Here is a 13,814-nt window from a genome sequence, read left to right on the forward strand (position 1 = left end):
AGCTGACCATTACTAATAAATTGATAGGTTTAAAAGTAAATGTATTCAAGACATTCTAATGAATTATAATTACTATTCAGTTTTCAAAGGACTATGCCTAAGGGGCATTTTTTTAATTGAAAACACAAAAAAGAATAAAGAAATTTAATTAACATAAAAATATTTTAATATAGCAAGAATGATAAAATAAAAATCTAAAATTTTATGTTTTTATTTTTACAAAATTATGCTAAAATATATTAGCAATAAAAAAGAAAAGTTTTTTTGATATATATAGTTTTATTGTATAATACTATAGCCAATACACGGAGAAGTAGCTCAGTTTGGTAGAGCACTACATTTGGGCTGTAGTGGTCGCAGGTTCAAATCCTGTCTTCTTCACCATTTCGGGGGGTTAGCTCATTTGGCTAGAGCGCCTGCCTTGCACGCAGGAGGTGGTGGGTTCGAATCCCATACTCTCCACCATTTATGGCACTATAGCTCAGTTGGTTAGAGCATCCGGTTCATACCCGGAAGGTCAAGAGTTCGACTCTCTTTGGTGCTACCAAAAAATCTATAAATTCGGAAATGGACCTATAGCTCAACGGTTAGAGCAACCGGCTCATAACCGGTTGGTTACAGGTTCGAATCCTGTTGGGTCCACCAATATGGGTGATTACCCAAGTCCGGTTGAAGGGAGCAGTCTTGAAAACTGCCAGGGGCTTTACGGCCCGCGGGGGTTCGAATCCCTCATCACCCGCCACCATAACTTAACATAATATGAATTTATAGAACATATCGCGGAATGGAGCAGTTTGGTAGCTCGTCGGGCTCATAACCCGAAGGTCACAGGTTCGAGTCCTGTTTCCGCAACCAATGGTTCAGTGGTAAAGTGGTTAATACGCCTCCCTGTCACGGAGGAGAACGCGGGTTCGATCCCCGTCTGGACCGCCATTGGCTCTGTAGCTCAGTTGGTAGAGCAACAGATTGAAGCTCTGTGTGTCGCTGGTTCGATTCCTGCCGGAGCCACCATCAAAAATTGCTATATTTTATAAACTGCAGTAAATTAGTTTATAAAATATAGCAATTTTTATTTTTTTGCTAAAATATATAGATATAAAAAAGGAGAAAAATATGGACTATAAAAAGACATTAAATATGCCAAAAACTGATTATGAAATGAGAGTTAATTTATTAGTTAAAGAACCAAAATATCGTCAGTTTTGGGAAAGTTCTAAAATTTACCAAAAAGTATTATCAAAAAATAAAAATAACCCAAAGTATATCTTGCACGATGGTCCACCATACGCTAATGGAGGTATTCATGTTGGTCATGCATTAAACAGAGTTTTAAAGGATATTATTGTTAGATATAAATCTTTATCAGGGTTTTATTCACCATTTGTACTTGGTTGAGATACACATGGTTTACCAATAGAGCATAAAATGCTTACTGAGAGCAAATTAAATAAGGATGAACTTAATCCTGTAATTTTACGTAAAAAAGCAGCTCAATATGCTTTACAACAAGTTAATAACCAACGAAACCAACTTAAATCCTTGCAATTATTTACCGATTATTCAAAATCATATATAACCTTAGATAAACAATATGAGGTTATGCAGCTAAAGGTTTTTAAAAAGATGGTAATGGATGGATTGGTATATAAAGGATTAAAGCCTGTATTTTGATCACCTAGTTCCCAAAGTGCTTTAGCCGAATCTGAGGTAGAATACCAAGATGTAATTTCACCATCAATATATGTTGCTTTTGAAGTTGTAGCAAGTAATTTTGAAAATGTTAAAACTGGTGATAATTTAGTGATTTGGACTACAACTCCATGAACATTATTGGCTAATGCAGCGGTAGCAATTGGTTTAGATATTGAATATGCTCGTGTAAAAAATAATGGAAGTTTTTATATTATTGCAATTGATTTATTAACTGTTGTTGCATCAAAATGTGGTTGAGATACATATGATATTGTTTCAGTTTTTAAAGGTTCGCAAATTTTAAATTATAATATTGAATATTTAACACCAATTTTGAAGTTTCATGCTCCATTAGTGATCGGACATCATGTTAGTGTTGAATCAGGATCTGGTTTAGTTCATATTGCTCCGATGTTTGGTGAAGATGACTTTTTAATTGGACAAAAAAATAAGTTACAGATGATTATGCATATTTGTGATAAAGGTTATATTGAAAATACCAATACTGATTTTGATGGGATGTTTTATCAGGATGCAAATAAGAAAATATCAGAATTTTTAGCAAACAAATTATTACACTTTGAAAGATTTAAGCACTCATACCCACATGATTGAAGAACTCATAAACCAATTATCTTTCGCGGGACACCACAATGATTTGTTTCAATTGACAAAATTAGAGAGCAAATTTTAGATCAAATTGAAAATAATGTTACTACTTATCCAGAATGACCGAAAAAACGTTTATATTCAATGATTCAAAATCGTTCTGATTGAACTATTTCACGTCAAAGAAGTTGAGGAGTTCCACTAATTATCTTTTATGATAAGGATGGAAAACCAGTTTTTGATTCAGAATTATTTGATCATGTTATAGATTTAGTAGCAAAATACGGAACTGATATTTGATGAGAAAAATCAACTGAAGAATTATTACCTTTAAAATATCAAAATCAAGGTTTTACTAAGGAAAAAGACATTATGGATGTTTGATTCGATTCAGGTGTTTCAAGTGTAGCTGCTGTAATTGAACCGAATTTACAATCACCATATGATTTATATTTAGAAGGAACTGATCAATATCGTGGTTGATTCAACTCATCAATTATTAATTCAGTTGCATATAAAGGATTAACACCTTATAAAAATCTTATATCACATGGTTTCGTTGTAGATGCTAAGGGAAATAAGATGTCTAAGTCAAAAGGTAATTCAGTTGAACCTTCTGATATTATCAATAAACGTGGTGCAGAGATTTTAAGATTATGAGTTGCAAATTCAGAATATCAAGGTGACATTTCAATAAGTGAAGATATTTTAAATCAAAATACCGAAATATACCGTAAATTAAGAAATACCATTAAATTCTTGCTTGGTAACTTAAATAATTTTGAATATTCTAAAGACATTAAAAGAACCGGAATCCATATGTTTATTTATCAACAACTTCAAGAATTAAAATACAATGTAATTAAAGCATATGACGAATATAAGTTTTTAATGGTTGTAAAACTGCTTTCAAACTATGTTGTTGAGCTTTCTAGCTTCTATTTGTCTGTTACCAAAGATATTTTGTATGTTCGTTCATTAAACGATCCACAACGACTTATGACACTTACAAATATGTATGAGATAGTCGAATTTCTTATAATAGCGCTTGCTCCGATTTTACCTACCACATCCGAAGAAGCATATGAGTTCTTTAATAAAAAAGATAAATATGAATCAGTATTTTTAGAAAATTTACCAAAACTTTCTGAAATAGCATATGATGCAGCATTAATTACTTCATATAAAGAATTTTTTGAACTACGTGATAAAGTTAATGTGCTAATTGAAAATGCGATTAAAGCTAATTTAGTGAAGCGATCAAATGAATTAGAATTATTTTTACCTAAAACATCTGATTTAATAGCTAAACTTGATTTAAAAACATTATTAATGGTAGGAAAAATAACACAGGGAAATGAATTAAAAGTTGAAAAATTTGATTCATTAAAATGCTTAAGATGTTGAAATCATTTTGATAAAGAAAATGTTAAAAATGATTTATGTAATCAATGTGAGCAAATTGTAAGAGAGTTTCATGAATAAAAAAATAAAAATATTAAAAAACTACTTATCTGTAAATAAAAAACGTATTTTAATAACATATATATTTATTTTTGCTTCATTAATAGTTTTTTTATTTATAGATCAGATGACAAAGAATCTATTATTTAATCACGGTTCAATAAAAACTTTGGATCAAAATTTTGAAGTATCTTATAATAGACAAAGATTTCCTGCTGAATCTATATTAAATAGTTACACAGTTTCGCCACTACTTGGGATACGAAGCATCTGACACGGTGGAATTACTTTTGCTAAAACTCGTAATACAACTTTAATTCAAACCATTTCAATCATTTTGTTTATTTTTATTTTAACATATGGATTGTTTTTAGATAAACATAATAAAATACGTGCAATATTTGTGGGAATAATATTGGCAGGTGATTTAGGTAATATGTTAGATCGTTTTATTTTTAGTGGTTATGTTAAAGACATCTTCTTTATACCTTTTTTAAACAGAGATGGCACATTTAATTTTGCTGATTCATTAATTTTCACCGGAATTGCTTTATTGCTTATCGGTAGTTTGATACCAGAGAGCAAAATTAGAGACCTTAAAAGACATAGGGATTTAATAATTCATTAAAACAAGCATATATGCTTGTTTTTGTTTGCAAAGCATTAAAAAATCGGGATATAAACCCGACTTTTAAATTGTTTATTTAATAATCTTTGTTACTGAACCAGCACCAACTGTACGTCCACCTTCACGGATAGAGAATTTGGTTCCTGCTTCAACAGCGATAGGAGCGATTAATTTAACTTTTAAGTTAACGTTTTCTCCTGGCATAACCATTTCACGTTTTGCATCAAATTCAACTCCACCAGTAACATCAGTGGTACGGAAGTAGAATTGTGGTTTATAGTTTTTAAAGAATGGTGTGTGACGTCCACCTTCTTCTTTTTTTAGAACATAAATAGCTGCTTCAAATTCTGTGTGAGGGATAATTGAACCTGGTTTTGCTAAAACTTGTCCACGTTCAACATCTTCACGGTTTACTCCACGAAGTAATAATCCAGCATTATCTCCAGCTTGTGCTTCTTTAAGGTTTTTACGGAACATTTCAATTCCTGTAACAACTGTTTTCTTAGTAGGTTTTAAACCAACGATTTCAACTTCTTCGTTTAATTTAAGTGTTCCACGCTCTACACGTCCTGTAGCAACTGTTCCACGTCCTGTAATGGTGAATACATCTTCAACAGCCATTAAGAAAGGTTTTTCAAAGTCTTTAATAGGTGTTTCAATGTATGTATCAACCGCATCCATTAATTCCATAATTTTTGGTTCTCATTTTGCATCACCTGATAATGCTAATGATGCAGAACCACGGATAACAGGAGCATTATCTCCATCAAATCCATATTCTGTAAGAAGTGAACGAACTTCAAGTTCAACAAGGTCGATCATTTCTGCACCTTCATCACCTTCTAACATATCACATTTATTTAAGAATACAACGATGCGAGGTACACCAACTTGTTTTGATAAAAGAATGTGTTCACGAGTTTGAGGCATTGGTCCATCGGTTGCAGCAACAACTAAGATAGCACCATCCATTTGAGCTGCTCCGGTAATCATATTTTTAACGTAGTCAGCGTGTCCAGGACAGTCTACGTGAGCATAGTGACGTTTTTCAGTTTGATATTCAATGTGTGCTGTGTTAATTGTAATTCCACGAGCTCTTTCTTCTGGAGCAGCATCGATTGAAGCATAATCACGAGCTTCTGAAAGTCCTTTTTTAGATAAAACTGTAGCAATAGCAGCAGTCAAAGTTGTTTTACCGTGATCAACGTGTCCAATGGTTCCAACGTTAACGTGTTCTTTACTACGATCAAATTCTAATTTTGCCATATTAATATTCCTTTCATATTGTTTATGATTTAAATTAATTTAGTTTGTCTTAGCGCTAAAACCAACCATAGCCTAGTCTTTCATCTAGGTCCTGTCCATAAGCACCAATAATTTTAGCAAATTCTTTTATATAATTTAGAAATTGCTTTTTGTATTAATATATTTTACCATATTTTTTATATTCATTAATCATTAAGATTATGCTTTTAAGGCTTTATTCTATGATTTTATTTACTAAATGATTGATTTATATAAAATAAATTATTCAAAAAATCAATAAGGTTTCCTTATTGAAAGTTTTATAATAATTTTGCTGCTTTTGAATCTAAAATTATAGTTACATCATTATGTGTTTGTAAGAAACTAGCAGGAACATCCGAGCAAACAGGACCATTTATTGTTTTTGTAATTGCATCTGCTTTAGAATCTCCATCTGCTAACAAAATAATTTTTCTTGCTTTTAATATAGTTCCGATACCCATTGATATAGCTGTTTTTGGAACTAACTTTATATTGTCAAAATACTTTTTATTAGCATTTATAGTACTTTTAGTCAAAATTACTTCACGAGTTATATCATTGATTTTTGAACCTGGTTCATTAAATGCAATATGTCCATTGATACCGATTCCTAGTATCATTAAATCTATACCACCTTTTTCTGCTATTAACTTTTCATATTTTTTAGCATTTAAACCAATATTTCCTATTCCGTTTGGCAGATTAATATTTGATTTATCTACATCAATATAATTAAAAAGTGTATTGAACATAAAATAATGGTATGAGCAAGGGTTTTTTATATCAATTCCAACATATTCATCAAGGTTAAATGTTGTAACATCTTTAAAAGAAATCTCTTTATTTTGATATTTTTGAATCAATAATTGATATGTTTTTATAGGAGAGTTACCAGTTGCAAAGCAAATGTTTAAATTAGGTCTTGATTTAATAGCATCTGCTATTAAATCTGCTGCATATTTAGCTTGTAAATCTGAATTTTCTTTAATTATAACTTTCATATTTTCCTTAGTTTACCTTTTTTCCATCAATATAAACACTTTTAATATTTCAATTATAATCCATTAATACTATATCTGCTAGATAACCTATCCTAATTTTGCCTAACTTTTTATTTAATCCTAAGTATTTAGCAGCATTATATGATGTCATTTTTACTGCATCACAAGAATTTACATTGATACTCAATAAGTTTTTAAAAGCATCGTGTATACTGATACCTGAACCTGCAATAGTATTACTGTCTTTTAAAGTTATTTTTAATCCATCTTTTATAACAGGGATATCACCTGAAATATTTTCTCCATCTTTATAATAAGCAGGTTTAATTGCATCTGAAACAGCAATAATTTTATCAAAACCTTTATTTTTGATAGTGAATCAAATAGACTGCTTACAAATATGAAATAAATCGAAAATCATTTCTACATAAGTGTTTTCGTTCATTAATGCAGCCTGAAGCAAACCTGGGTTTCTTGAGTCGATTCCTGACATTGCATTTCATAAGTGACATACAGATTTGCAACCATTATCAAAGAAGATTGATGCAGTTTCAAAATCAGTTGCTGAATGTCCGATAGACCCTATTATATTGTGTTTTTGCATCTGTTTAAATACTTCTATATCTACCACATCAGGATCGAATGATATTTTTCTTAGTGTGTTTTGTGATGCATTAATAAGTTGTTCGATATCTGAAACAGTTGGTTTTTTAAGATACTCAAATTTATGTGCTCCTTTTTTAGCATTTGCAATAAAAGGACCTTCTAAATGCAAACCTAAATTTCTTGCAACATATTTAGCATTTTTACTCACATCGTCTAAAACATCTAAAATATTTTGTCACTGATTTGTCATCAATGTAGGCATAAAAGCAGTTGTTCCATGTTGAGCAAGTTTTTTTGAAATAGCAGAAACCGCATCGCTTCCTTCCATAACATCGTAATTATAAAAACCGTGTATATGTGTATCGATAAATCCAGGAACTGCTATATATTTTGCTTGATTTTGATTTGGTATAATTTTTTGTATTTTATGATCTTTTATATATATATCAGCACAATCAATGATGTTGTTATAATTTATAATTTTAACATTTTTTATTTTCATTATCCAATTACTTCCCTTAAATTATTATGTGATTTTTTTAATAGCTTAATCGCATTTATTTTATCAACTTTATTTAAATGCATTACAGCAGCAACTTTAATATTTTGATCTGCTTCTGAATATAACTTTTGTGCATCTAATGCAGATATATGTGTTATTTGTTTTAAAATATCAATGCTACGCTTAACTAATTTTTCGTTTTTAGGAATTAAGTCAATCATTAAATCATCATATACTTTACCTAGTTTTATAGCAGTAATTGATGAGATAGTGTTTAAGATAAGTTTTTGCAAAGTCGCTGCTTTTAAACGAGTAGAACCAGAAATAACTTCTTTACCTACATCACCAACTATAACATCATCTGAAACAGATTCACAGTCTCCATTTTTTTGATTTGCTATCAAGGTAGTTTTTGCATTAGTAGTTTTTGCATAAACAAAAAAACCTTTTATATATTTAGTATTTCCCGATGCAGACAAACCGATGATTAAATCTTTATTATTAATATTTTCTTTTTTTGCATCACTATAACCTAAGTTATAATCATCTTCATAGCCTTCTAATGACGTTAAGATTGCTGCATCTCCACCAGCCATCGAGTATTTGAATCAATTTAACTCTCCAAATGTAGGTAAAATATCTAAAGCATCTAATAAAGCGATTCTTCCACTACTACCAGCACCTACATAAAATATTCTACCGTTTTTTTTGATGACTTTAACACATTGCTTAGCAAGTTGAATAATATCTTTTTTCAAATTATTATATGCTTTGATTACATCTTTATTTGATTCAGCAAAAATATTTACAAGCTGTTTATAATTTAATGTATCTAAATGTTTGTTCATAACAACCTCGCAATTATTTTATTATGGAAGTCTATTTGATATGTTAAATAAAAAAATTTTTTATTTTTTATATTAAACATCATTAATAAAACAAAAAATATGAAAAATTTTTTCATCTTAGCATTTGTATATGAAAATGATTTTATAATATTTTAGAGTGTAAATCACTCAGTGAGGTTATATGGATAAATTTTTAAAAAAACTCAAAGACTTGCACTGGTCGCAATGAGTTTATATTATTTTATGAACTTTATTTATTGTCTTCTTAATCATACTTATCGGATTATTTGGAGGTTTCACAGAAAACAGTCACGGGTTTTCAAAAGAAAAACTAGGTGCTCATTATGATGCATATGTTGCTGCTTTCAAAAAATTTCGATCAGATGTGATAGGTGCAATGGGATTCTTATTCTTTCTTAGCTTTTTTGGAGCAATTATCGCTACAATTGCTTCACATGGATTCTTTTTGAAGAAGAAAAAACTTCTTTTAGCTAAAGCAGGAGGTAAATAATGACTACAACTGCTAAAAAAACATTTTCAGGTGGGTTAGTTAAAGGATGAATGACAAAACTCTCACGTATAGGATCAGCATTGATGTTTCCGATTGCGGTGCTACCGGTTGCTGCGATCTTGTTAAGAATCGGAGCAGAATTACCAGGTGATTCTCCGTTTGGTAAGTTTGTGCAATCATTATTATTAAAAAGTGGTGATGCAGTATTTTCAAACTTATACATTATATTTGCAGTAGGTGTAGCATTTGCTTTCACAAAAGACAAACGGGGTGAAGCAGCATTTGCTGGATTTATTGGAATAATGATATTAACCTTTTTAATGGTTGCTTTAACCGATGTGTATTATGGAACTTTGTTTGTACATAAAGGTTATGTAGATACTGATACAGGTGTTATTAAGGATTTTGTAGCATCTTCGCCAAAAGATACAAAATCAGGAACAGGATTTAAGGAATTTACTAGAACTTATCAAGTAGTTTCTACTGGTTTTCATACAATTTTTGGAAAGAAAACAGATGACGTTCTTGCTAAAAATGTACTTAATGGTATTGTAGTAGGTGCTTTAACCGCATTTGTATATAATCACTCAAACAATGTTGCATTGCCAAAAGTATTAGGATTCTTTAGTGGAAAAAGATTAGTTCCAGCAGTTGCTATTATTGCATCAACATTATTTACAATTGTTTGAGCAGTTATTTTCCCTTGAATCGGTTATGTGATTTTTGCTATTTCAGAAGCGATGTCAAAAGCCGTAACATCAAAACAAGGTGAATCATTTAATTTATCAGCACAAGCGCGCTTTACAAGAGCGGGAATAATGGGTGTATATGGATTTTTAAACAGGCTTTTAATTCCATTCGGATTACATCATATTCCAAATAACATCTTCTGATTCCAATTAGGTGAATGACCAAAAGAAGGTAATCCATCACAAACTGTAAATGGTGATATTCTTATTTTCTTACAAGGACAAGCAAAAGGCAACCCAGGCGGTATCTTCCAAGCAGGTTTCTTCCCAATGATGATGTTCGGATTGCCTGCTTTAGTTGGGGCATTTGTTTATTCAGCAGAAACCAAAGAACAAAAGATTAAAGTTGCATCATTATATGGATCAGCAGCAATTGTAAGCTTTTTAACAGGTATTACTGAACCAATTGAATTTGCTTTCTTATATGTTTCTCCACTTTTATACTTATCACATGCAATCTTAACGGGTATCTTTGCATTTATAACAGGAGCATTTGGAATACAATTAGGATTTGGATTTTCAGCTGGATTATTAGACTACATTACTTCAATACCTAAGTCATTAAGAATAATCAACGAATCAGGTTATACAGGCGCAGCAAGAGTGTTTGCTAACCCAGGATGAATTTTCCCTATTGGATTTGTAACTGCTGCTGCTTACTTTGGTGTAGGGGTTGGATTTATCAAAGGATTTAACTTATCAACACCTGGTCGTGGTGAAGGTATCATACGTTCAGAAGAAGAAACAAAAGAAGTTGTCTCACCAGAAGCAAATGATGGTAGCTTTTCAACAAAAGCAAGAAATATTGTTAAGGCTTTTGGTGGCTGAGATAATATAACAACTTTTGAAAACTGTTCAACACGACTTCGTTATGAAGTTAAAGATGGAAGTAAAGTATCTGAAGAAGATTTGAAAAAAGCAGGTGTATTTGGTTTAGTAAAAGTTTCTGAAAAATCATTTCAAGCAATAGTTGGAGTCGAAGCAGAAAGTATTAATAACCAGATAACATCAAACAAAGGTGCGGAATTATAATAATTTAGATGACACAGATGTGTCATCTTTTTATATTAAATAGTTTTATAATAAGATTAATTAAAATAAAGAAGTGGAATAAAGAAAAAAATATTGCAAAATAAAGAAACATAAAAAGCATAAAAACAAAAATAATTTGCATTTTTATAAGCAAAATTTATAATTATTTTTACCTATGAAAAAAGAAATTTTTGATAATAATCTAAAGCAAATAATTACATCAAATCAACATATAAAATCATTGATAAAATTAACCGATTTTATTAGTTTATATCCTAATGGTTTTTTAGAATTATCAACTTTGCAATTATCTGATAAGCTTGATGTGTCACAAGCAACTATTTCTCGTATTTCAAAAATATTAGGTTTTAGAAATATTCAAGATATAAGAATCTATATTTCAGCAAGATTGCAATATTTAGATGATCGTATTGATTGAAATAATAATGAATCAAGCGAAAATTTATCAGATGTAATTTCTAATATTAAATCACATTATATGTTTACAATTGAAAAAAGTGTAAATAAGTTTTTAGATAATAAATACATTTATAAGTATATTAACACATTATTAGAATACAAAATTAATCTATTTTTTGGCATTGGTGATTCTGGTATGATATCAGCTTATTTTGCTAATAATTTAAGAAAAATAGGATTTAATGTTTTATATTGTAGTGATGTACATACCTTTTTAAGCTTTAATTCATTGCTACAACTTAAAAAAGTGCATGTAACAGTGATATCTAAATCAGGAACAACTTTAGAAATAAAATTTGTTATAAACTTCTTAGAAACAAATAATATTCCATATTCTGTATGAACAAAGAATCAGAGTTTACAAAGCAATCATTCGTTGAATTTATTGTATGTCGATTCGCTTGAGCAAAAGTATCGTATCGGAGTGCTAGGCTCAAAGATTTCTTATTTTATGCTTTGTGATATTATTTATTCATTTTTATCAGTAAAAATAGATAAAAATAAGAAAATCTTTTCGCAGATTAATGATTATATTAGTAGTTGAAATAATTTATTGGATAATAAAAAATAAGGTGCAAACCTTATTTTATTGTAAGTAAATTGGAATGTTAATGAATGAAAGCATATAGTATAAAGTATAAGTGTCAATTAATAGATCGTTATAAATTTTATTAATTACTATTTCTTTGTTTTTTAAACGAAGTGGGACATTAAGATACATAAACCCAAAATCAACATTATAGTTTAAGTAGATAAAATCTCCAGTAGAAAAAACATTAAATCTTTTAATTTTTGAACCTTGGGTATCTTTAAGACGCTTAAGCATTAATTCTTGTGATAATGGTGTAAACATCATTGTGGCTTTAAATCTATCGTTTATCATTGGTGTAACATACTTGTTGAATTCTTTGTTTTCCATTTGAATTTTTTGTAAATCACTACCACTAGCAAGTTTTCCAACCATTAATGTAAATACCATTGCTTTATCTTCAAGATATCTTGTATCTATTTTAAGCATACCGGTATAGTAATGTTTTTCTTCAGTTAGATTACCTTTACTATCTCTTCTTTCATAAACTCAGTGGACATTTATAAGAGAAAGTGGATAGTGTTTCATTAATAAACAATGTTTTGGTTCTTTAACTTCTGATATATATGCCCCACCAGGAATACCAACTGTAAATCTATGTAAATCCTTTTTGCTAACTTGACAATGTCTAAATGCTTCTTTAAAGTCAGTGCTTTCTTCTGTTGGTATATAATCCATTTCGTCATCAAGGATATTAAATGATTCAACATATAGTGCTTCTTGGTTTAAGTTTTGTTTTAATACATGAGCTAAATTAACCCTAAAACGATAAAATTTTCTTCAATAGACAGCACCTAAAATAACACCAATTAGAATAGAAATAATGAATAAGATTAAAAAAACAAAAAAAGGAATAAAACCATTACTTACTACACTGATAATAATGGCACCGATTATTAAGAATACAACACCAGGTATAATAGTACTTAAAAGAGATACTCAGAATTTTTTAAATGCTTTTTTATATTCATTCATTACTTCGGGAGTTAGAATGTTATTTACTACTGTTGTAACAATTGGTAGAAGTTTTTCGTCTGCTTTATTTTTATAATCAGCAAACTTTTGATAATCGCGAACAACTCTCACTATTTATTATTAAAATAAACCTTTCATTGAAACATCTTGTTTTTGTTGTTCAGATGCTGCGTATAAAGGAAGAGTTTCAAGCTTTAACATTGCTGCAATAATTGAAGCAGGATATGAGAAAATTTCTTTATTAAAGATGTTAGCATCTTTATTATATAGTCTTCTTGCAGCTTGTAGCTCTCTTTCTAAATATGTTGATTGATTCATTAATTCTTTATAAGCATCCATTGCTTTTAGTTCTGGATATGCTTCAGAAACTGCCATCAATCTTCCGAAAACACTTGTGTTAAGCTTTTCGATTTCATTTGCATTAGCAACTCCACCTTGACTTACTAATGATCTCATTTTTGCAATTTGTGTAAGTGTTTCATTTTCATACTTGCTGTAACTTTTTGTAATTTCAACAAGTTTGTTTAATGTGTCATAACGTTGTGTTAAGAACACATCAATGGTTGAAGCCGATTCATTTGTTTGTAATTGCATTCTATTAAAACTATTTCTTTTTACAAAATAATAAATTACACCACTAAATAGAAGAAGAATTCCAAGGATTCAGAAAATTACCTTTGATGCTGTTGATGTTGTTGCAGCAGTAGGTCTTGAATCTACATTTGGTTGAAATCCATCTGGATGATGTGCTTCTCTGTTATTAACTAAATTTGCCATATTGTCCTTTCTTTATTTGTCATAATAACTTGTTATATTATACAAAATTTGCATAAAAATTTAA

General features: G+C 29.9%; 11 protein-coding genes and 8 tRNA genes. 13 read left to right on the forward strand and 6 right to left on the reverse strand.

Annotated features, from left to right (window positions below; genetic code table 4):
- Window positions 1–307: 307 nt before the first annotated feature.
- From ACXYRP_RS01685 to ACXYRP_RS01730, 10 genes are all read left to right on the forward strand, one after another.
- A tRNA-Pro gene (locus tag ACXYRP_RS01685) sits at window positions 308–384 on the forward strand.
- A 4-nt stretch (window positions 385–388) separates the two neighbouring features.
- Window positions 389–465: transfer RNA gene (locus ACXYRP_RS01690), tRNA-Ala, on the forward strand.
- Between the two features lie 5 nt (window positions 466–470).
- Window positions 471–547: transfer RNA gene (locus ACXYRP_RS01695), tRNA-Met, on the forward strand.
- Window positions 548–569: 22 nt separating this feature from the next.
- Window positions 570–645 (forward strand) — tRNA-Ile (locus tag ACXYRP_RS01700).
- A 4-nt stretch (window positions 646–649) separates the two neighbouring features.
- Window positions 650–742: transfer RNA gene (locus tag ACXYRP_RS01705), tRNA-Ser, on the forward strand.
- A 36-nt stretch (window positions 743–778) separates the two neighbouring features.
- Window positions 779–855: transfer RNA gene (locus tag ACXYRP_RS01710), tRNA-Met, on the forward strand.
- Window positions 856–857: 2 nt separating this feature from the next.
- Window positions 858–933 (forward strand) — tRNA-Asp (locus tag ACXYRP_RS01715).
- Window positions 934–935: 2 nt separating this feature from the next.
- Window positions 936–1,011 (forward strand) — tRNA-Phe (locus ACXYRP_RS01720).
- A 102-nt stretch (window positions 1,012–1,113) separates the two neighbouring features.
- A complete protein-coding gene (ileS, locus tag ACXYRP_RS01725; protein WP_458615094.1) occupies window positions 1,114–3,786 on the forward strand; it encodes an isoleucine--tRNA ligase in 2,673 nt (890 codons plus the stop codon).
- Window positions 3,779–4,393, forward strand: a complete 615-nt coding sequence (locus ACXYRP_RS01730) for a signal peptidase II (protein ID WP_458597203.1) — start codon at window positions 3,779–3,781, stop codon at window positions 4,391–4,393. Before ileS ends, ACXYRP_RS01730 begins: the two co-directional genes overlap by 8 nt.
- 72 nt (window positions 4,394–4,465) lie before the next feature.
- Here ACXYRP_RS01730 and tuf read toward each other — a convergent pair whose 3' ends face one another.
- The 4 genes from tuf to ACXYRP_RS01750 form a co-directional block, all read right to left on the reverse strand.
- A complete protein-coding gene (gene tuf / locus ACXYRP_RS01735) occupies window positions 4,466–5,659 on the reverse strand; it encodes an elongation factor Tu (RefSeq protein ID WP_435129111.1) in 1,194 nt (397 codons plus the stop codon).
- A gap of 299 nt (window positions 5,660–5,958) precedes the next feature.
- The gene (gene nagB / locus ACXYRP_RS01740; RefSeq protein ID WP_458597204.1) at window positions 5,959–6,681 is read right to left on the reverse strand and encodes a glucosamine-6-phosphate deaminase; all 723 of its coding nucleotides are present in this window, start codon (window positions 6,679–6,681) and stop codon (window positions 5,959–5,961) included.
- Between the two features lie 7 nt (window positions 6,682–6,688).
- Window positions 6,689–7,789 carry an N-acetylglucosamine-6-phosphate deacetylase gene (nagA, locus tag ACXYRP_RS01745; protein ID WP_458597205.1) on the reverse strand — a complete coding sequence of 367 codons (1,101 nt, stop codon included), beginning with the start codon at window positions 7,787–7,789 and terminating at the stop codon, window positions 6,689–6,691.
- The gene (locus tag ACXYRP_RS01750; RefSeq protein ID WP_458615095.1) at window positions 7,789–8,637 is read right to left on the reverse strand and encodes an N-acetylmuramic acid 6-phosphate etherase; all 849 of its coding nucleotides are present in this window, start codon (window positions 8,635–8,637) and stop codon (window positions 7,789–7,791) included. The genes nagA and ACXYRP_RS01750 overlap by 1 nt, the downstream gene beginning before the upstream one ends.
- Window positions 8,638–8,818: 181 nt before the next feature.
- On the opposite strand from ACXYRP_RS01750, the gene ACXYRP_RS01755 reads away from it, so the two are divergent.
- The 3 genes from ACXYRP_RS01755 to ACXYRP_RS01765 all read left to right on the forward strand — a co-directional run bounded on the left by ACXYRP_RS01755 (window position 8,819) and on the right by ACXYRP_RS01765 (window position 11,980).
- Window positions 8,819–9,148 (forward strand): hypothetical protein, encoded by a 330-nt coding sequence (locus ACXYRP_RS01755; protein ID WP_435129125.1) that lies wholly within the window; start codon window positions 8,819–8,821, stop codon window positions 9,146–9,148.
- Window positions 9,148–10,929, forward strand: coding sequence for a PTS transporter subunit EIIC (locus tag ACXYRP_RS01760; RefSeq protein ID WP_458615096.1), 1,782 nt, complete (start codon window positions 9,148–9,150; stop codon window positions 10,927–10,929). Before ACXYRP_RS01755 ends, ACXYRP_RS01760 begins: the two co-directional genes overlap by 1 nt.
- Before the next feature lie 175 nt (window positions 10,930–11,104).
- Entirely contained in the window at window positions 11,105–11,980 is an 876-nt protein-coding gene (locus tag ACXYRP_RS01765; RefSeq protein WP_458597207.1) for a MurR/RpiR family transcriptional regulator, read from the forward strand.
- 15 nt (window positions 11,981–11,995) lie between these two features.
- Here ACXYRP_RS01765 and ACXYRP_RS01770 read toward each other — a convergent pair whose 3' ends face one another.
- A complete protein-coding gene (locus ACXYRP_RS01770; protein WP_458615097.1) occupies window positions 11,996–13,084 on the reverse strand; it encodes a hypothetical protein in 1,089 nt (362 codons plus the stop codon).
- Between the two features lie 9 nt (window positions 13,085–13,093).
- The gene (locus ACXYRP_RS01775) at window positions 13,094–13,750 is read right to left on the reverse strand and encodes a LemA family protein (protein WP_435130064.1); all 657 of its coding nucleotides are present in this window, start codon (window positions 13,748–13,750) and stop codon (window positions 13,094–13,096) included.
- Window positions 13,751–13,814: the final 64 nt, after the last annotated feature.

The organism is Mycoplasma sp. 5912 (genome assembly GCF_054353835.1).